Source organism: Lachnospira sp. CLA-JM-H23 (assembly GCF_040096425.1).
GTDB lineage: Bacteria > Bacillota > Clostridia > Lachnospirales > Lachnospiraceae > Lachnospira > Lachnospira rogosae.
This window is the reverse complement of sequence record NZ_JBBMET010000005.1, coordinates 16915-38039: the sequence shown is the minus strand read 5'-3', so window position 1 is coordinate 38039 and position 21125 is coordinate 16915. Positions and strand designations below refer to the sequence as shown.

The following is a 21125-nucleotide window of genomic DNA, read 5'->3' as shown; positions in this document are numbered from 1 at the left end:
TTTGCTAATCTGCATTTATAATATATTGTACAGTTTAACACAGTAAAGTCCTACAGTAAATACATTTTATTAATTTTACTGTCTTTTTCCTATATATGACTCATATAATTCTGTATTACTGTTCACAATCAGCTCCTTCGGGAAACCTACTTCCTCAATCACCTTATAAGCCCTGTCAAAATCACATATTGACTCTTTAATATGGGCATCACTTCCAATAGATATACATACGCCGGCTTCTTTGCAAAGCTTAAGCATTGTAACATCATTATCATATGCTCCCTGTCTTGGTCCTGTAGGTGATAATGATGTATTGTTAAGTTCTAATAAGACGTGCTTTTCCCCCGCTGCCCTTACAAGCTGTTCATAATCAACCGGGTATCTTGAATCATCAGGGTGTCCTATTATATTAACATATGGATTATCCATAGCATTTATTAAAGCTTTAGTATTCTGTTCAATGCTTCCTGGCTTAATACACGGAATGTGAAGGCTTGCTATAACTACATCACAGCCCTTAAGTCCATACTCTGATAAGTCTATTCTGCCGTCATAATCCATAATATTAACTTCACAGCCCATATATATATTAACGCCATATTTCTTTCTTGGAATTATTCCCATATTAGAAAAATATAATACACCTGCACTTCCCGGCATCTTAGGTGCGTGGTCTGTTATTGCAAGATGTGTAACCCCATATCCTGCAGCATATACTGCCATCTCGTCTATTGTATTATATGCGTGTCCGCTTGCAATTGTATGCGTATGTGTATCTAATGTAAATCTCATATTAATCCTCGTTTCTACTCCGAACGCAATGCAACTACCGGGTCTTTCTTTGCTGCAAGTCGTGCCGGTATAAGTCCTGCAATAAGCGTAAGAAGCATACTTATTATAACAAGAATAACTCCACCTGCAACAGGAAGCTGTGCAACATTCGCAATCGATGTAACATTTTTAATAATTGCATTAGCTGGCACACATAAAATAAGTGTGACAATTATACCAAGTGCGCCTGCAACAAAGCCTTCAATAAGTGTCTCTGCGTTAAATATTCTTGAAATATCCTTCTTTGATGCTCCTATACTTCTAAGTATGCCAATCTCCTTAGTTCTTTCAAGAACTGAAATGTAAGTGATAATTCCTATCATTATTGAAGATACGATAAGTGATATTCCAACAAATGCTATTAATACATATGAAATAGCATTAATTATAACTGTTACTGATGACATTATTATTCCTACATAGTCTGTGTAGTTGATAACATTTTCATCCTTGCCATCTTTCTGCTGGCTTGTATTATAATCTGATATTATGTTCTGAATATGCTCCTTAGAGTCAAAATCTGATGGATATATATTAATTCCTGACGGATCATCCAAATCAGTTATTCCAAGCTTGCTTTTATTAGTTCCCAGTGTCGCATCAGTTGTCTGTGCCTTAACTGACTGCGAGAACATATCAAGTATCTGCTCATCTGTCATCGTCGATAAGAACATTCTTGTCTGTGCCTGCTCATCTGATGGAAGACTCTCAAGATATGCCTGCACATCATCCATTGTTATAGGTGTATCTTTATTATTATCAAATGGAACACCTGTGAATATATCTGTATCCTCATCTGCAAGCTGTGCCTTAGCTATAGCACTGTCATTAACACCATTGATAATATATTCTGTAAGTTCCTTTGTATAACCAATTCCACTGCTTAAAGATGTACTTACTGCTTCTTCTGAAGGTTTAATAATTCCTGCAATCTTTATATCTGTTCCGTTGTTGACAACATTTTTCATAAATATATCATTATCAGACTTATCTTCCCAGATTTCCTTACTTTCATTATACGAATATACATCAGTTGGAAGTATAAGCTTAAATGTTGTATTTAATATCTCGTCAAATGTGTAAGTTGTTTCATCATTATCAAGAGTATAGCTCTTTCCTGACATCATAGCCTTAATCATCTCTGTAATCTCGTCAGGGTCTTTAAGTCCTATTGAATACAAAGTATAATCATCAATTTCATTGTTCTCATTTACAACAAGCACAACCTCGTTATAGCTTTCCGGCCAGTGTCCGGCAAGTACAGTATACTGCGACTCAAGTATCTCTTTATTATCAAATAACTGTGACCATACACTTGAATTAGAGTACATGCTCATTCCACTCATACTGCTCTGTGAAGAACCACCATACATCGCATCAAACATTGTATTAGGGTTAAGCTGTGTTACCTTATCAGATGTATCTGACTTATATATATTAACTGGAATATCATAAGTATATTCTATGGCACTCGCATAATCCTTTATATCGCTTCCACCATTCTCTATATAATGCTTGAATTCCTTAAGGTTGTTGCTCTGAACCTCTGCAACCATAGTATTCATCATATCAGACATTATATTGTTGCTATATATTTTATCCATATCCTCATGTGTTTCACCACTGCCGCCATTATCTGTCATACTTGAAACCATACTACTTATATCTACAGTTTCTGACTGTAACTGGATTGGATAACTTGATAATGTATCCCTCTGCACCCTGTCAATATATAACTGGATACCATTTGATATTGATAAAATGAGTGCTATACCGATAATTCCTATGCTTCCTGCAAAGGCTGTAAGAATTGTTCTTGTCTTTTTCGTCATCAGATTGTTAAAACTTAAAGATAATGCTGTAAAAAATGACATTGAGGTCTTTGTCTTTTTCTTTCTTTGAGTCTTTGAGACAGATATACTTGTTCCCTGACCTGACACGCCTGAATTATATGCTGAACCATTGGCTGTTGCTGTGCCTGACTTATCTGTTCCCTCTGCTATGTCTTTTTTAAGCTGTTCCTCTGTATATGGATCTGAGTCATCAACAATAGTTCCGTCAAGAAGCCTTACAATTCTTGTTGAATATTTCATAGCAAGTTCCGGGTTATGCGTAACCATAATTATAAGCCTGTCTTTGGAAATCTCCTTAAGAAGCTCCATAATCTGTACACTTGTCTCTGTATCAAGTGCACCTGTCGGTTCATCTGCAAGAAGAATATCAGGATTATTGACAAGTGCTCTCGCTATGGCTACTCTCTGCATTTGTCCACCTGACATCTGGTTAGGCTTCTTATGAATCTGTTCACCAAGTCCTACCTTCTCAAGTGCCTCAACTGCTCTTTTCCTTCTCTCTGCCTTTGATACACCTGATAATGTAAGTGCAAGCTCTACATTAGAAAGAACTGTCTGGTGTGGTATAAGATTATAGCTCTGGAATACAAAACCAATTGAATTATTCCTGTACGCATCCCAATCCCTGTCCTTATAATCTTTAGTAGACACACCATTAATTCTTAAATCACCACTTGTATACTTATCAAGTCCTCCGATAATATTAAGCATAGTTGTCTTACCACAGCCCGACTGACCGAGTATTGATACAAATTCGCAGTCCCTGAACCTTAAGTTAATGCCCTTTAAAGCTGCAACCTTTGTATCACCGGTTTCATAATCTTTCTTAATATTAATTAATTCAAGCATATAATTCCTCTTTCTTTCTATAATTTAGTATACCACGATAAAACTCTCATCATCTCATTACCATTAATTTGATATGCTAATTAATAATAACACCCGTTGTGGCTGCTTGCAATTTATGTGGACACATTTTATACTATATTAAGATTTTGGTGTTATAGCTAAAAAATATTAATAATACGATATCAGGTATAAAATGTCTGACAGTTGTTCTTGCCTGCACGATAAGACTTTTGACTTTCAGCCACTCCTGACATCAAATTTATAGAATCAGAAAGGATATAACTTGCAGTTGAAACATTTTAATGCAGTAACTAAATACATAGCGTTGGCACTCATTGTCTGCCTGACTTTCATATCCGTTACATCACCTGTATATTCACTTGCTGATACCAAGACAGAATATGATGATAATAACAAAGAACTTGAACGCTTAAAAAATGAGCAGTCGCAGCTCTCAAGTGAACTTAACGACCTTAATTCAGAGCTTGATAATGCTGGTGAAAAGCTGAACTCTATTAATGACAGAATTGCTGATACACAGGAACAGATTGACAGCCTTAATGAAGACATAAGCAATATGGAGATTGAGAAACAACACCAGTTCGATACTATGAAGCTTCGTATACAATATATGTACGAGAACAGCGACTATAGTTTTCTTGATGTATTGCTTTCTTCTTCAAGTATGGCTGATTTATTGCAAAGAAACGAATATGTTTCGCGCATTTCCCAATATGACCGCAAAATGCTTGAAGAATTAAGTTCTCTTATTGCTGTGCTTAACCAGAACCAGCTAAGTCTACAGACTAATATGACAGAACTTGTGTCTTTAAAAGAGCAGTCAATAGCTGAGTCTAATAATATTAAAAGGCTCATAGCTTCAAAGCAGTCAAAAATAGATACTAACTCTGAAAATATTGCCAAAGCTGAAGCCCTTGCATTAGAATACGAGGAACGTATCCGTCAGGAAGAAATCCAAAGACAGCTTGAAGAAATCAAAAAAATGACCCCATCAGTTGATGAAGTCATTAATAATACACCTATAGCATATGATACAAGCGACCTTGCAATGGTATCCGCTATGATAGAATGTGAAGCTGCCAACCAGCCTTATGAGGGCAAGCTTGCCGTTGGAAGCGTTATCGTAAATCGTGTAAACAGTCCTAAATTTGGCAACACAATCCAATCCGTACTCTACGCCCCTTTCCAGTTCAGCCCTGTCGCAAGTGGACGTTTCGCAATTGTCCTTGCCAGAGGTGCTAACGCTGAATGTACCAGAGCCGCTAATGAGGTTCTTAATGGTCATATAACAATCGCCGCTCTGTACTTTCACGTCTACGACAGCACTGTCGATAAAGGCGGCACAATAATAGGCGACCATGTCTTCTATTAGCTAACCATCTCCTGCCAAAAAGGCACCCCTGTAAGGTGTCAGGCTGCATTAAATCAACATAAGCTTGTCTTTGTTGCTTATGTTGATTTAATGTAATTGTCTGTCCTATCTAGCCTATCCACTCACCAAACTTATTAAGCCCTTCCGAACTACCTGAAAGATACAATATATCCCCATTTCTAAACACATACTCTGGATTTACAACCTGCATAACTTCCCCATTATTCTCAATTGCAATTATATTAACATTAAATTTCTTACGCATATTAATATCCACAACTGTTTTGCCCTCAAGCCTGTCAGGAAGCATAACCTTAGATATATTAATTTTCTCACTAAGTTGAATGACATCTATAACCTGCGAAGCTATAAGACGGTTAGCAAGTCTTTCTGCCATATCCTTCTCAGGATATACAACTTCTGCCCCAAGCTTAGCCAATATTTCTCCGTGTTCAAGACCTCTTGCTTTCGCTATAACCTTTTTTATTCCCATACTGACAAGATTAAGCGTTGTAAGAATTGACGTATCAATATGTTCACCTATACACACAACTGCAACATCACAATTCTGTATTCCTGTTGCGCTAAGGCTTTTCTTGTCAAGTGTCTGCACGACATAGGCATTTTCCGTATAATCGCGCATTTCTCTTACCTTTTCCTCATCTTTGTCTATAACCATAAATTCAGCACCGCTGTTAGCAAGCGATAATGCAAGCGACTCGCCAAATCTTCCTAAACCTATAATTCCATAAGTAGTATTTTTATTTGATATTCTAGTTTTAAACATAATTACCTCCGAATTCACGTATTATTGTTGGGTGTGTATTGATGATTGGGTGTTGGCTAACGGACGTTGTGAGTGCGGACTATATTACCGCTGGGCACGCTTTCGCTACTTGAAACCGCAGCGGACACCAAGCCAGCACATCAATACTCTCTCCACATACATTCACACACCATATTTTATATATATATCATAATGCACAAACAATAACATATATCATATCTTTTATATAATAAGTTATAAGCCCTAACATATATATTATATCTTCTATATAATTAAATTAAAAACCATAACATATATATCGTATCTTATATACCATAACTTAATGCCATAACAAAAACGACACCATCACCAAAAAATCCACACTCAAAACCACACCCGAATTCTTCACACTCCGTTCTGGCGCTGATAATTGTTAAACATATGGCAATCGCAACCCAGCTGGGCGGCTGGTAGAAGCATAAGAAGACGATGGGGAGCCGCCGGCACTTAAGCGCTGTCCTTTAGCGCTTTAGTACCGCTGCGAGCGACACTCAGTGCAAACGTGTCTTCGTTGCTTCTACCAGCCGCCCAGCGTCCGTTGCCCCATATATTTCACAATCATCACCCTATAGTTATATTACCCTCCGGATAATTAATCCTCTCTCCCTTAGAGAAATGCCACAATGTAGCAATCGTAAGCGGTCCAAGTCTTCCTATGTACATAATAACAATAGATAACAGCTTTCCTGCAATTCCTATCTGTTGTGTAATTCCTGTTGAAAGCCCTGCCGTTCCAAATGCACTTGCGACCTCAAATAATATATCAATAAAATCAATATCCGGCTCAAATATTCCCATAAGATAAGCTCCCACGGTCACAACACACATAGCAAGTATCATAATAACCGAAGCCTTTCTGAACGCTTCCTTAGGTACTGCATAATGAAATGCTTTCTCCGACTTATTAGTTGCTGCCGACTTAACACCCTGTATGAGGACAAAAAATGTGCTTGTCTTTATTCCACCTCCTGTAGATCCCGGCGAAGCTCCTATAATCATAAGTATTATAATCACAAGTAGTCCCGATTTTGAAAATGTCCCAAGTGAATATGTTGCAAATCCAGCCGTTCTGGCTGATACACTCATAAAGAATGCTCCCATCCACGAGATATTTTCTGTAATCTTAAGAAGCAGAGCACCAGCGATAATAAGCACAATACTCACTGATATTACAATCCTTGTGTGCATTGAGAATTTCTTCCACTTAAATCTCTTTTCCCACAATTCACATATTACAAAAAAGCCAATACCTCCAAAAAATACAAGCGTACAGGTTATAATATTAAGTGCTATATTACCACTGTAATTAATAAGGTTCTGGTTATTTCCAAGAATATCAAAACCAGAATTATTAAACGCCGCTACCGAATGAAACACGCTTATTCCCAATGCCCTAAAAAATGGATAATCTCTTATAAACACCAGAAAACCTGCTATTGCACCAGCCCCCTCAAATATAAGCGTAACAATAAATATCTTATGTATAAGCCTTACAAGCCCCTTTGCCGTATCCATATTCAGTGCTTCCTTTAAAAGAGTACGTCCTTTTATATCTACCTTTTTACCCATAACAAGTATTATTCCGGCACCCATAGTTGTCACACCAAGACCACCTATCTGAATAAGTGCCCCTAGTATAAATTGCCCCACAGGTGTAAATGTGTCATATGAGTCAACCACCACAAGCCCCGTTACACATACTGCACTCGTTGATGTATACAAAGCATCCGTGTATTTTAAATCAACACCATCCCTAACACTAAACGGCAAAGACAAAAGCACTGACCCTGCTATAATCACAAATATAAACCCAAACGCTATTATTCTTGCAGGCGACTGCTTTCTTATTAAATTAACCATCATAGTACTTCCTTAAATCGCAATATTTATACTCAAATCTCATAAAATTTATCATTTAAGATACTATATACCACCCTGCTCTCCAATGCAAGCAAAATCCTCATAAATATTCTAATGTCAGCTTCCAAACCTTCCCACAAAAAAGTGTGCACTCCGCCACTACAGCAAAATACACACTCTTCATAACTATTTAATTAAACATCTCCAACAACTAAAATAACTCCTGCCATACATCCTATGTCCCAGCCATATGTGGAGCCGCCGGCACTTAAGTGCTGTACTTTAGCACTTTAGTACCGCTGATAGCGACACTCAGCGAAAGCATATCTTTGTTACTTATGTTAATTTAATCCAATCTCCCGTTGTCTATACATCTATATCTGATATAATCAACCGTCACAAATCCATCCCCCTGATTCTCATTCTTAATCTCATTATTATGATTAACAAACATTCCATTCTTAACGCCAACCCAGCGTCCTGCCTTTGCTGTAAAGCTCACCTGCTTCTCATAAGCCTTTCCATCAAAGCTTATCTCCAAAGTCACCTCTTCTACAGGAACATTTTTAACAGCCAGTGCCATTTCCTTGGTATCCTTAGTTCCTGTTCTCTTAACTGTATACCTTAAATATACAGTCTTTTCCTTATCAGCAAATGTATCCTTAGCTATAGGATAGTCCTTAAAATCTTCCTTAGAATATGCCGCCTCACAATCAAAGCTCTGGGTGCCTCTGACTGTCCTTATTGCATATTCCCCGAAATTCTTGACAATTCCAACTGCTCCATATTCCACGCCTAATGACACAATTCCGGCATAGTCTCCATTTTCAAGACCATTCACGCACATTTTAGTAACACACTCAAATTCAGGTGCAGGCCATTTCTGTAAGAGAAGATTTCTGTAATCGCTCACTGGTCTAAGAGGTGTTGATGCAAGTGCATTAAGTCTTATATATGAGCCGTCTGGTGTTTTCTTTCCATAGGCATCTGTCTTAGTCACATACCAGCTGTCATCATAATTAGAATTCCACTGCCACTGTAACATCATCTTGTCGGTATCAAATTCATCTGTTGTGTCTGGCTCACATACTGGATATTTATCTGTGTCCTTAAACTCCTCTGCTGTCTTTCCAATATTGGGCTTTACATATTGCATAACTGGTTCACCGTAATCATTGCCCTCTTTATTAACACCAATTATTGGCCAGTCATTTTCCCAATGCATTGGCTGTAAATGTGTTATTCTGCCTGCGGCATACACATCTTGAAAATGTAAGAACCAGTCCTCACCAGTAATTGTATCTACCCACGCACCCTGATGAGGTCCGTTGACTGGAGAGTCACCCTGTCTTAATACAACCTTATATTCATATGGTCCAAATGGATTTTTGGAACGGAGTATTGTCTGCCAGCCGGTCTTAACACCGCCTGCTGGTGCAAATATATAATAATATCCGTTACGTTTATACATTTTAGGTCCTTCTATTGTTATCTGATCATTCTCATTACCATCAAATATCTTTACTTCATCTCCAAATATCCCCATACCGTCTGGTCTCATTCTTACTATATGAAGAACACTCTTATATCCAATTCTGCTCTTTGCAACACCTGCCACAAGATAAGCATTACCGTCATCATCCCAGAATGGACAAGGGTCAATCCAGCCTGCACCTGGTCTTATATTAACAGGCTCGCTCCATTCACCGAACGGATCTTTGGTTGTTGTCATATATATTCCCTCATCTGGCATTGGAAAACATACATAATATGTACCCTCGTGGTATCTTATAGATGGTGCCCATACACCACATCCGTGCAGAGGATTGTTATATCTGAATTCCGGAATGTGTTTCAAGCAATAATTAACAACCTTCCAATTCACTAAATCTTTTGAATGTAATATTGGAAGTGCTGGCGAATTAGAAAAGCTTGATGCTACCATAAAATAATCTTCTCCCACTCTTATAGCATCAGGGTCAGAATAATCTGCATAAAGTATCGGATTCCTATAATTTCCATTGCCCAAATCAGCTAACCACATAAACATTACCTCCATAATCATACATAATATTTCTTAAGTTAATCTAAGTTTACATCATTACAAGTAATTTGCCAACACTTTCATAAAGTAATTTTGTAAAAGTATTTTTACATAAGTATTTTTCATTATAGGTGCCTATATTTGCACTGCAGTACGAACCTGTATATAGGACTTTTTATGTATAATGAATTAAATTAATTAGATTTCCCTATTACATAAAAAGCCTGCCAGTATCACATCTTACAATATATCACATAATTGTGATACAATCATAAAACCCGATACAAGCAGGCTTACATATTATTCTATTTATTGAAATCTTTTTCTATTTTCTTAAGTGTTTCAAGTGGAATATAATAACTTATTCCAAGTGGATTAAATATTGCTCCTGAAGCTCCAAGCTCGTCTATAGCCTCAACAAGTTCCTTATATGTATAGAGCATATTCTCATACTGTCCCTTATAGCATTTGTCCATCTCAAAACCATCTGTAAATGCCGGTATTGCTATAACCTGCTCGTCTTCCTTATGCTTAACCCTGTCTGTAACATCAATAAAATGATGTGCTATAGATACTTCTTCCTCTGTCTCCTCCTTAACACATGGAACCATATATTCAGAATTAACCATAGCATTTAACATAGCATTTTCTCTCTTATCAAGAAGCTCTTTTATTGTATCTTTGTCTGTATTCTTTCTGAACTCCTGAAAATAAGAAATCATTGTATTCTGTAAACCTGGGTTAGTCACATAATCATCCCTAAAGAACTCATCATATGTTCCAAATGCTTCTCTTGGTATTACATATTCAAGCTTGTCGCCATCTGTAAGTCTTATATTCTTATATCCATTACGATACATATGGCATAACTCCATAGCAAACGCATCATTATTCTCAACACCAACTGATACCTCGTAACCACTGAGCTTAAGCTTTTTCTCAATAAGTGAAGAATTCTTAGGATTAAAAAGAACAAATAAATCACTGTCTACCATATATGGGTACGATGTTGTACTTGAATATACAACCCATAAATGTTCCTCTTTTCTTAATTTATCAGCTATAACCTTTGCATATATCTCTTCAATTCTTCCAAAATATGCTAAATCGTTAGTATTGCCCATCTCCTTGGCTCTTTTCTTTAAAGATGGCAGTACAACAGCCATAACCTCTACTGCATCAGCTAAAGAAAGCTTCTCCATCATATCTACGCCGTAGTCTTCATCTTTGCTGATATGTCTTATTACGTCCTGTATTTTTGTCTGATTCATAATATATATACCCTTTCCGAATTGCATCATATGTATAATAGTAACATATTTGTGTACAATTATCAATTCAACTTTATTTAATGATTCAACTCACAAAATCTTTACTCTGTTTTATTTAATTCAGCTGCCCTGATATAACTGCACGAATTATGTAATATACCGCATCTGCAAATTGCACTGCCACATTACAGCTTCACAGCTGCCATTAATTAAAGAACTCCTGCCAGTCAGTTATATTCTTATCTGTAAGACATAACATTGCCATTATTCTTGCCTGCCAGCTTGTCATTGTCTGTGCTGTGATGACATTTAAACCATCAGCCGCATAGTCATATTCACTGCCAGAATTATTAACAACAATTACCTTAATATAACCTGATACATCTTTTACAAGCTGTGTCATTGCTGGCGACAGACTTCCGTCAGCAGTATCGCTGACTACTACTACAGACTCATATGAAGCCATTATTTTCTGTGCTGTATACACATCATTGCCTATATAATCATTAACCATACCGACATAGCCCATATCCTTAATCTCTGTCACGTCAAAATGATGTTTTGCACTATCATTAACCTTATTCGCTTTATTATCAACAATATCAGCTATTTCTGTCTTATAATTGTTATTATCTTCCTCAACAACATATATACTCTTATCTGTATCTATTGTATAAGTAAGAAAATATCTGATCTGGTCTGCAAATCTTTTCCTTGCCGATACGATAACTATATCCGCATCACCACTACATATTTCCTGGACTTTAGAAGCTAATGATATTAAATCCTTTGTTTCATCAAAATCTTTATTTTCCTGAATTAATTCAATATCTATTTTATCCTCATAATCTGCTGTATTAACAAGCTCGCTCACACTTCCATATGTCCCAACAATACAAACCTTTCGCTTACCACTGGTCTGGTTATTACCATTACTATTGTCGCTGCCATTAACAATACTTCCGGCATCAGAGCTGTTATCTTTCATACCGCCCGCATTATTTCCACTATTATCTGTTATCTTATCAGTGTTATCGCTAACCGTACCATTCTCATTATCTGCCTGGCTCATATATTCAACCGGGTTAGACACAAAGCCACAGCCTGCAAGTGAAGTTACACCAAGCATAACAGCTGCCGCTATTGACACTGCATTTTTTAACTTCAATTTATTCTTTAGATTAATAAGCTTATCACCTATATTCAATAATCTCATATATTCTCCTTTTTGCCCTGATTATCAAATATATTATTCAGGACATATTAAGCATTTTAACATAATCCCTCTGATTATAAAAGTCCCCCAAAAGCTTTTAAGGCACATTCGCCTTACTTAGCTTCTGGAGGACTATAATATTAATTATAAAATGTATTATATAAACATTATATCACAATTTTTGCGTAGCTTTTAGGATGAGCACATTTGTGCTCATTATATATATATCACTCTGCATAATTATACTATTTGCATTAATTCAATTAACCTCTGTTATCAATTGTAGCAATATCTACTATTGAAAGTTCCTGATTATTAAATGCATGCTCAAGACTTGAGATAAGTGCGTGAGCTGTATCAAGACTTGTAAGGCAGTGAACGCCTGTCTCGATAGCATATCTTCTTATAAGGAAACCATCCTTTGCTCTCTCAATACCATTTTCTGGTGTATCAATAACAAGATCAATCTTATGCTCTAATATAAGGTCAAGGAGTGTTGGAGCTTCCTGTCCAATCTTATTAACCTGAATAGCGTGTACGCCATTTTCTTTAAGAACCTTAGCTGTACCTCTTGAAGCATATATCTTGTATCCAAGTGCTTCAAATCTCTGTGCTATATCAATACCGTCCTGCTTATCCTTATCTGCAAGAGTCATAATAATCTGCTTATGCTTTGGAAGTCTTATTCCAGCTCCCTCAAATGCCTTGTAAAGTGCTTCATCAAAGCTCTTAGATATACCAAGGCACTCACCTGTAGACTTCATTTCTGGTCCAAGGCTTATATCAGCACCTCTGATCTTCTCGAACGAGAATACTGGCATCTTGATTGCATAGTAATCAGCAGCCTTCTGAAGACCTGGCTCATAACCTAAATCTCTTATCTTAGCTCCTGTAATAACCTTAGTTGCAAGCTTAACAATAGGAATACCAGTAACCTTGCTGATATATGGTACTGTACGGCTTGAACGTGGATTTACTTCAATTACATATACCTGATCGTTGTATACAATAAACTGGATATTAATCATACCCTTTACATGAAGTGCTCTCGCAAGTCTTCCTGTGTAATCAGCAATCATTTCAGTTATCTTTGGAGAGATTGACTTAGCTGGATATACTGAAATACTATCTCCAGAATGAATACCAGCTCTTTCAATGTGTTCCATAATACCAGGAATAAGAATATCTTCGCCATCGCATACGGCATCCACTTCAATTTCCTTACCCATAAGGTACTTATCTACAAGGATTGGGTGATCCTGCTTAATTCTGTTGATAATTCCCATAAATTCCACTACATCTTCATCAGATACAGCAATCTGCATACCTTGTCCACCAAGTACATATGAAGGACGTACAAGAACAGGATAACCAAGTTCATTAGCAGCTTTAAGGGCTTCCTCAACAGTGAATACTGTCTGTCCTTTTGCTCTAGGAATCTGTGTCTTTTCAAGAATCTCATCAAATAACTCTCTATCCTCAGCAGCATCTACATCTTCTGCCTTAGTTCCAAGAATTGGCACACCCATCTTCATAAGAGCTTCTGTAAGCTTGATAGCTGTCTGTCCACCAAACTGAACTACAGCTCCATCCGGCTTCTCGAATTCTACAATACTTTCAACATCTTCTTCTGTAAGTGGCTCAAAGTAAAGCTTATCAGCAATATCAAAGTCTGTTGATACTGTTTCTGGGTTATTATTGATAATAATTGTCTCATAACCCTCTTTCTTAAATGCCCATGTACAATGTACTGAACAGAAATCGAATTCAATACCCTGTCCAATTCTTATTGGACCTGAACCAAGTACAAGAACTTTCTTCTTATCCTTAGTCTCTGCAGCTTCATTCTCACTGCCATATACTGAATAGTAATACGGAGTTGTGGCTGCGAACTCAGCGGCACAAGTATCAACCATCTTAAATGCTGCGTGAATATCATACTTATCACGAAGTTCTTTTATTTCTCTTTCTGTATGTCCTGTAAGTTCTCCAATAACATTATCAGGGAACTCAATTCTCTTAGCCTCTCTTAATAATTCTTCTGTAAGAGGACCTTTCTTTAAAGAATTCTCCATCTCAACGATAATCTGAAGCTTATCTATAAACCATCTGTCAATCTTTGTTATGTCATGCATAACTGCTGGCTCTATGCCTCTTCTTAAGCCTTCTGCTATCTTCCAGATTCTTCTGTCATCAACTACAGCAAGATCTTCTAAAAGTTCCTCATCTGTAAGTCCTGTAAAATCGTATGACATAAGGCTGTCAACATGCTGTTCAAGTGAACGTATAGCCTTCATAAGACCACCCTCGAAGTTATCAGATATACTCATAACCTCACCAGTAGCCTTCATCTGTGTTGTAAGTGTTCTCTTTGCAGAGATAAACTTATCAAATGGAAGTCTAGGTATCTTAACTACACAGTAGTCAAGTGCTGGCTCAAAGCTTGCATATGTCTTTCCTGTAACTGCATTCTTAATCTCATCAAGTGTATAACCAAGTGCAATCTTAGCTGCAACCTTGGCAATAGGATAACCTGTAGCCTTAGAAGCAAGTGCTGAAGAACGGCTTACACGAGGGTTAACCTCGATAACGCAATACTCAAAGCTGTCTGGATGAAGTGCATACTGTACATTACATCCACCTGTGATACCAAGCTCATCTATAATGTTAAGGGCAGATGTTCTAAGCATCTGATATTCCTTATCTGAAAGTGTCTGTGAAGGAGCAACTACGATACTATCACCCGTATGTACACCAACAGGATCGATATTCTCCATATTACATATAGTTATGCATGTTCCGTTGCTGTCACGCATTACCTCATATTCGATTTCCTTCCAGCCAGATATACATCTTTCAACAAGAACTTCACCAACTCTTGAAAGTCTTAAACCATTCTCAAGAATCTCTCTTAATTCTTCTACGTTATGGGCGATACCACCGCCGCTTCCACCAAGTGTGTAAGCAGGACGAAGAACAACCGGATAACCAATCTTAGCTGCAAATGCTTCACCAGATGGAACATCATTAACAACTAATGAAGGTGCACAAGGTTCACCTATCTTTTCCATAGTTTCCTTGAACATAAGTCTGTCTTCTGCCTTCTTAATTGTAAGTGCAGTTGTACCTATAAGCTGTACATTATTCTCTTCAAGGAAACCTGTCTCTGCTATCTCCATAGCAAGGTTAAGACCAGCCTGTCCACCAAGTGTAGGTAAGATGCTGTCTGGCTTTTCCTTTAATATAATCTGCTTTAATGCTTCTACAGTAAGAGGTTCAATATATACTTCATCAGCAATATCCTTATCTGTCATGATAGTCGCTGGGTTAGAGTTAACGAGGCATACTTCTATTCCCTCTTCCTTAAGAGAACGGCAAGCCTGTGTACCTGCATAGTCAAATTCTGCTGCCTGTCCGATTACGATTGGACCTGAACCGATTACTAAAACCTTCTTTATATTAGGATTCTTTGGCATTGTCTTAGTCCTCCTTCTTCATCATATCCATAAATCTGTCAAAAAGATACGCTGTATCCTGTGGTCCTGCACAAGCTTCCGGATGGAACTGTACAGTAAATATATTCTTACCCTTATAAGATAGACCTTCATTAGTCTTATCATTAACATTTTCAAATGCTGGTTCTGCAACCTCTGGATTAAGTGTTGCTTCATCTACAACATAACCATGATTCTGTGTTGATATATATACCTTTCCAGTAGCAAGATCCTTAACTGGGTGGTTAGCACCTCTGTGTCCATACTTTAATCTGTGTGTATCAGCACCTGTCGCAAGAGACATAAGCTGATGTCCAAGACATATGGCAAATATAGGCACATTGCTTGCATAAAGCTTCTTTATCTCTTCTATTATCTCTACACATTCCTTAGGATCTCCAGGACCATTTGATAACATAATACCATCTGGATTAGAAGCTAAGATTTCCTCTGCCTTAGTATACGCTGGATATACTGTAACCTCACAGCCTCTGTCATTAAGAGACTTAGCAATATTCTTCTTAGCACCAAAGTCCATAAGTGCAACTCTTGGTCCATCTCCGTTAAGTACATACTTTTCCTTGCATGTAACCTTTCTTACAACTCCCGCAACCTTGTATTCCTTAATCTTAGGAAGTACTTCATCAAGATTATAGTTTTCGTTAGTTGTAATCATTCCGTTCATAGTACCCTTTTCTCTTAATATCTTAGTAAGGGCTCTTGTATCTATTCCACAGATACCTGGTATATCATTATCTAAAAGGAACTTCTGTATAGGAGCTTCATTTCTGAAGTTACTTGGCATCCTTGATAATTCTCTCACAATAAATCCATCTGGCCATGCTTTTTCAGACTCCATATCTTTATAGCATATGCCATAGTTGCCAATCAGAGGATATGTCATTGTAACTGCCTGTCCTGCATATGAAGGATCAGTTAACACCTCCAGATATCCTGTCATCGAAGTATTAAAAACTATTTCGCTAATGACTTCGCGAGTGGAACCAATACTTGTTCCCTTAAATACTGTTCCATCTTCAAGTATTAAAAATGCTTTCATGAATGCCACCTATTCCCTTTCGTATATTAAATTGATTATAGTGCGCAAACCACAACTGTTAATAGTCTTTATATAGTTTCAATTGACTTTTGCGCAAAAAAAAAGACACAAAAATGTCTTTTTTTCTTAAACTCTATAAATATTATCATATAATGAATAATAATTCAAGCAAAAAGTCAATTATGCTTATTATTATTCTGCGTAATCTCAAGCTGCCTTACGAACACCCATGTATCACCTTTATCAGATGACTGATACTTAGCCGCCGTCTTTCCATCATTATAAGTTCCATCAGAACCCTGTGTAAGATATACAGTTATAATACCTTTATCATCAACTGTAGGAACTAACGCTTCCTTGTATACATCATTCCATTTTAACTCATCATCTGCTACCGTGCTTGAAGCCGTTGATGACTTAGCTGTACTGTCAAGCTCCTGTTCTGGAAGTGTCACTTTAGAAAATGTCTTGCCGCCATCTTTAGTCATATAAAGATTGCCGTCCATTCCTTCTGCATAATTGTAACAGAAAAATCCAACATTTTCGTCCACATACATAACACCTTTTAATATATAATTAGCAGGACCGCTTCCAACTGTTGTCCACGTCTCGCCACCATTAGCTGTCTGGTATATCCTGTAAGACTCCTTTTCATTATCAGTCCTGGCATAACCACATACAATAACACCATTATTCTCATCAAAGAAATCAACATAGTAATCTTCTGCGTTATATATATTATCAAGTTCACAGCTGGTCCAGTTAACACCTTTATCATCAGAATATATAAGAGTTACCGGTACTTTCTTAGAACTTCCCATCCTGCCGCCAAATAAAAATGCAGTCTTTGATGTAGTTATAAGATAGCTTCCATCCTTCAACGTGCTTGTACTTCCGCTTTCATACATAAGATTTTCAACATCTACTGGAACAGTTGCATAATGCTCACCATCATCATAAGTTACACTCAATATATCATCTCTTATAACATATCTTGCAAGCAGGTCTGTAGAAGCATTGGTCTTGTTCTCGCTATCTGCTGCCAGGGCTGCCTTCTCATTGTACTGTGCTATTCCGTATTCTTCCGGACTTAATGCTGATGTAACATACACCGTAGCAGTGTTGTCAGTATGTGCATCAATATAGTAAGATACAACCCACTCACATTTCAATCTGTCATCATCAGTAACTCCGTCCCACGAAAGAAAATAATCAGAAGCAGCATTTTTAAGAATTACCGAAAAACTTATTAACGCTGTATGTTCATCTTCATTCAATACATTAATATCATCTATTGTCATCCTCTTAACTGACTTATTATACGGAAGATACTCATTCATATACTGATTAACATACTCATTAAGCCACGTCCTGGCCACTGTTTCTGTCTTAACCTGTGATACATCAGGCACCGTATTTATGATATTAGAATCATCATATATAGCTGCCCTTGTCTGATACTGCTCATCAATAACATCCCCGTAAGCATCTATATCCACTGTAAAAGTATACCTTGACTTAATATCAAGATTACTTTCCTTGCTTCTGTAATAATACGAACGTATGAATACAGCTATAACAAAAGCACAAAGAACCCCTATACATACCCTTAATGTAATCAATCTTAACTTTTCTCTGTTCTTTTTCTTCATATTCGTTCTCCATCATCCTAATCAGCTCTCGTGTTTTAAATGCATAGCCTCTCTGACAATCTTTCTGTAATACTTATACCACCATAAGAAATACATTGCACCAGCTCCTGCAAGGAAAAATACCAGCACCACAAAAGGATGTACTGCATAAAGCCAGCTATGGGAAAGTCGTCTTACAAAAAATGGCACACCATACGCAAGTAAAACACATACCGCCATAACAGTTCCATTAAACACGCTTCTATTCTCATATACCCATATAAAATGATCAAAAGACATAATCGCAAACATCTCGCCTATAGGTCTTACGCATATTGTAAGCATACAGAGCATAAGCGAATGAAACCACGAAACGCCGAATATATTAAGAATAATAAAATAAAATATGAATTCCGTAGCCATCTTATAAAGAAGCTTTCCTAAAAAATTCATATATGGACTTATTGACATAACTCTTATCATAAGGTAATCCCTGTCACCTATAGTAAATAATATGTTGTTAGAAAGACTTCCGCATATAACCGAAAGCATAACAAACATATATATAATTGTAAGCTCCTGATTGGCCTTAATCAATGGACACTCAAGACCTATAAGCACATATGGTATATATATAAGAATAAATACATATGCAAACTTCTTTATAAATTCCCATAAAACCATAAATAACTGTGCCATAATTCCAACAAATAATCTCGCCTTGGAATTCTCTGCAAATGTATTCTCTTTAACACATCTGCCTATAAGTGGTGCATTACTTATATATCTTATACCTGCATTAGTACCCTCATAAAACCTTAAAATCTTCTCAGCAAACAGCTTCCTAAATAATCTCATTGTCTGTCTCCCCTAATATATCTAAAACTGCCTTCCTTATCTCTGGAATTTCCATAGTCTTTTTATCTATGTGATTAAATTCTCCGTTATTTAAGACTAGCGTATCCTCACTTATCCTCTTGGAAATCTCTAGAAGTCCTGTTGAGATAAGTATTATCCTGCCTTCTTTTATTGTATTAATAACTTCGATAAACTTATTAATGTATTCTTCACTGCAATAATCAAGTGGCTCATCAAAAAGCACAACATAAGGTCTTATTACAAGAATACTGGCAAGCTGTAAAAGCTTCTTCTCCTCAAATGTATAATCCGCTATAAGCTCATCTCTCTTGGCAACACTGAACCCAATTCTGTCAAATATATCCTCTGGCTCAGGATCGTCTCTCTCCATATCACAAAGCATACTTATAAACTCATAACCTGTTATGTATACAGGAAGAACACTCTGCTTTGCCGCATAAAAATATTTACACTTATCAATTGTAACTATACTTCCGTCATCAACAGATATATCTCCACATATACACTCAAATAATGTTGTTCTTCCAGCTCCCGGTCCACCAAGTATAGGATATATCTGTCCCTCCTCAAATGTAAAGGATATATCTGTAAGAACTTCATTCTTCTTATAGCTCTTTTTTATATGGCTTAATTTAAGCATATTTTTCTCCAATTCATATCATATAATTAAGTGACAGCCGTTAATATATCCGGACATCTACAACATAATTGTATACCAATCCATCACTTACTTTACAAACATTTTCTAACTATTATAATAATTTTTTATTAAATATTAAATCACAACAAAATATTATATTAAAAATCTATAACTTTGTAAACACATAATCAAATTGCTATTGCTTTTGATTAGAAACAATGCTAACATCTTAATATTATTTATTATAGCGGTTATCTGCTGGAAATGAAGGTTATGATGAAAACATTTAAAAAAATATGGTGGCGTCTACTTTTTGCACTTTACGCTTTTATATATCTTCCCTGGTTCTTTTATCTTGAGCATAAAATAACTATGGATTATCCCGGAATTCACATATTAAACGGAACAATCGACAGCTATATACCTTTCCTTGAGATATTTATAATCCCTTATCTTTTATGGTTTGTCTATATAGCTGCTTCATGCATATATATGGTTCTGAAAGCAGACAATAAAGAATTTATAAGATTTGCTCTTTCACTTATTATCGGTATGTCGGTATCTATGTTTATATGTATGATATACCCTAATGGTCTAACATTAAGACCTGATAACATCCCTGATAATATATTTGGAAAGCTTGTTGCTGTACTCTATGCTACCGATACGACAACCAACGTATTTCCAAGCATACATGTATATAATTCAATTGCCGTCCACACTGCCCTTTCAAAGTGTAAGGCACTTAAAGAGCACAAATATATTGTCAATGCTTCACTTATATTATGTATACTTATATGCCTGTCAACAATATTCTTAAAACAACACTCTGTATATGATGTTATCGGAGGTATCGTTCTTATGGCATTTATGTATTTTATGCTTTACATTCTGCCAGAAAGAAATACAGAAGCAAAGTGCGAAGCTGAAAGCCAGCAGCAGTCTATAACAGACTAACAATAATATTATTATAACCTGCCCGATAAAAGTCTTTACATAAGATTGACTTTTATCGGGCAGATGTTATACTATCAATCATAAGATATTAACTGGGGAGCAGAAGGCTTTTGCCTGGCTGAGAGGGAATCCGGTTCCGACCCATATACCTGATGTGGATAATGCCACCGTAGGAAGATTATTATTCTCTAGTCATTTTAATCAAATATATGATGTTAAATTAAATGCAGATATTATAATTTTATGTTACGTTCTATTTTTTAATCTGTATAAATATTCATCTTCCTAATTCTTCCAGTCAGTTCCCTAATTAATACATTA

Annotated in this window: 14 protein-coding genes and 1 riboswitch; of the genes, 2 read left to right on the top strand and 12 right to left on the bottom strand. The window is 36.6% G+C overall.

What is annotated here, in order from left to right:
* Nucleotides 1–75: 75 nt before the first annotated feature.
* The gene (locus WMO42_RS07620; RefSeq protein ID WP_349191948.1) at nucleotides 76–792 is read right to left on the bottom strand and encodes a phosphatase; all 717 of its coding nucleotides are present in this window, start codon (nucleotides 790–792) and stop codon (nucleotides 76–78) included.
* A gap of 14 nt (nucleotides 793–806) precedes the next feature.
* A complete protein-coding gene (locus tag WMO42_RS07615) occupies nucleotides 807–3533 on the bottom strand; it encodes an ABC transporter ATP-binding protein/permease (protein ID WP_349191947.1) in 2727 nt (908 codons plus the stop codon).
* A gap of 289 nt (nucleotides 3534–3822) precedes the next feature.
* Between WMO42_RS07615 and WMO42_RS07610 the strand changes: the two genes are divergently transcribed.
* Nucleotides 3823–4926: a cell wall hydrolase gene (locus WMO42_RS07610; protein ID WP_349191945.1), complete on the top strand. Its 1104-nt coding sequence runs from the start codon at nucleotides 3823–3825 to the stop codon at nucleotides 4924–4926.
* 109 nt (nucleotides 4927–5035) lie between these two features.
* Here WMO42_RS07610 and WMO42_RS07605 read toward each other — a convergent pair whose 3' ends face one another.
* The 10 genes from WMO42_RS07605 to WMO42_RS07560 form a co-directional block, all read right to left on the bottom strand.
* Complete coding sequence (locus WMO42_RS07605; protein WP_055174061.1) at nucleotides 5036–5713, bottom strand: TrkA family potassium uptake protein; 678 nt, start codon at nucleotides 5711–5713, stop codon at nucleotides 5036–5038.
* A gap of 600 nt (nucleotides 5714–6313) precedes the next feature.
* The gene (locus tag WMO42_RS07600) at nucleotides 6314–7615 is read right to left on the bottom strand and encodes a potassium transporter TrkG (protein ID WP_082421511.1); all 1302 of its coding nucleotides are present in this window, start codon (nucleotides 7613–7615) and stop codon (nucleotides 6314–6316) included.
* A gap of 343 nt (nucleotides 7616–7958) precedes the next feature.
* The gene (locus WMO42_RS07595) at nucleotides 7959–9656 is read right to left on the bottom strand and encodes a glycoside hydrolase 43 family protein (RefSeq protein WP_055306184.1); all 1698 of its coding nucleotides are present in this window, start codon (nucleotides 9654–9656) and stop codon (nucleotides 7959–7961) included.
* A 305-nt stretch (nucleotides 9657–9961) separates the two neighbouring features.
* Entirely contained in the window at nucleotides 9962–10927 is a 966-nt protein-coding gene (locus WMO42_RS07590) for an SseB family protein (protein WP_055174059.1), read from the bottom strand.
* Nucleotides 10928–11132: 205 nt separating this feature from the next.
* Complete coding sequence (locus WMO42_RS07585; protein WP_349191943.1) at nucleotides 11133–12143, bottom strand: hypothetical protein; 1011 nt, start codon at nucleotides 12141–12143, stop codon at nucleotides 11133–11135.
* Between the two features lie 263 nt (nucleotides 12144–12406).
* The gene (gene carB / locus WMO42_RS07580) at nucleotides 12407–15619 is read right to left on the bottom strand and encodes a carbamoyl-phosphate synthase large subunit (RefSeq protein ID WP_055174057.1); all 3213 of its coding nucleotides are present in this window, start codon (nucleotides 15617–15619) and stop codon (nucleotides 12407–12409) included.
* A 4-nt stretch (nucleotides 15620–15623) separates the two neighbouring features.
* Nucleotides 15624–16697, bottom strand: a complete 1074-nt coding sequence (locus WMO42_RS07575) for a carbamoyl phosphate synthase small subunit (protein WP_022205620.1) — start codon at nucleotides 16695–16697, stop codon at nucleotides 15624–15626.
* A gap of 176 nt (nucleotides 16698–16873) precedes the next feature.
* Nucleotides 16874–18349, bottom strand: a complete 1476-nt coding sequence (locus WMO42_RS07570; RefSeq protein ID WP_022502547.1) for a sialidase family protein — start codon at nucleotides 18347–18349, stop codon at nucleotides 16874–16876.
* A 21-nt stretch (nucleotides 18350–18370) separates the two neighbouring features.
* Nucleotides 18371–19186, bottom strand: coding sequence for a hypothetical protein (locus WMO42_RS07565; RefSeq protein WP_349191941.1), 816 nt, complete (start codon nucleotides 19184–19186; stop codon nucleotides 18371–18373).
* The gene (locus WMO42_RS07560; protein ID WP_349191939.1) at nucleotides 19173–19847 is read right to left on the bottom strand and encodes an ATP-binding cassette domain-containing protein; all 675 of its coding nucleotides are present in this window, start codon (nucleotides 19845–19847) and stop codon (nucleotides 19173–19175) included. Before WMO42_RS07560 ends, WMO42_RS07565 begins: the two co-directional genes overlap by 14 nt.
* Nucleotides 19848–20120: 273 nt before the next feature.
* Here WMO42_RS07560 and WMO42_RS07555 point away from each other — a divergent pair, with 273 nt between their 5' ends.
* Entirely contained in the window at nucleotides 20121–20804 is a 684-nt protein-coding gene (locus WMO42_RS07555) for a phosphatase PAP2 family protein (RefSeq protein WP_022502544.1), read from the top strand.
* 83 nt (nucleotides 20805–20887) lie between these two features.
* A riboswitch (TPP riboswitch) is annotated at nucleotides 20888–20997 on the top strand.
* Nucleotides 20998–21125: the final 128 nt, after the last annotated feature.

Bases quoted from the DNA above. Each gene is read 5' to 3' on its own strand.
- WMO42_RS07595 (WP_055306184.1), bottom strand. From the start codon at position 9,656: ATGTGGTTAGCTGATTTGGGCAATGGAAATTATAGGAATCCGATACTT.
- WMO42_RS07575 (WP_022205620.1), bottom strand. From the start codon at position 16,697: ATGAAAGCATTTTTAATACTTGAAGATGGAACAGTATTTAAGGGAACA.
- carB (WP_055174057.1), bottom strand. From the start codon at position 15,619: ATGCCAAAGAATCCTAATATAAAGAAGGTTTTAGTAATCGGTTCAGGT.
- WMO42_RS07555 (WP_022502544.1), top strand. From the start codon at position 20,121: ATGATGAAAACATTTAAAAAAATATGGTGGCGTCTACTTTTTGCACTT.
- WMO42_RS07590 (WP_055174059.1), bottom strand. From the start codon at position 10,927: ATGAATCAGACAAAAATACAGGACGTAATAAGACATATCAGCAAAGAT.
- WMO42_RS07615 (WP_349191947.1), bottom strand. From the start codon at position 3,533: ATGCTTGAATTAATTAATATTAAGAAAGATTATGAAACCGGTGATACA.
- WMO42_RS07565 (WP_349191941.1), bottom strand. From the start codon at position 19,186: ATGAGATTATTTAGGAAGCTGTTTGCTGAGAAGATTTTAAGGTTTTAT.
- WMO42_RS07585 (WP_349191943.1), bottom strand. From the start codon at position 12,143: ATGAGATTATTGAATATAGGTGATAAGCTTATTAATCTAAAGAATAAA.
- WMO42_RS07560 (WP_349191939.1), bottom strand. From the start codon at position 19,847: ATGCTTAAATTAAGCCATATAAAAAAGAGCTATAAGAAGAATGAAGTT.
- WMO42_RS07620 (WP_349191948.1), bottom strand. From the start codon at position 792: ATGAGATTTACATTAGATACACATACGCATACAATTGCAAGCGGACAC.
- WMO42_RS07605 (WP_055174061.1), bottom strand. From the start codon at position 5,713: ATGTTTAAAACTAGAATATCAAATAAAAATACTACTTATGGAATTATA.
- WMO42_RS07570 (WP_022502547.1), bottom strand. From the start codon at position 18,349: ATGAAGAAAAAGAACAGAGAAAAGTTAAGATTGATTACATTAAGGGTA.
- WMO42_RS07600 (WP_082421511.1), bottom strand. From the start codon at position 7,615: ATGATGGTTAATTTAATAAGAAAGCAGTCGCCTGCAAGAATAATAGCG.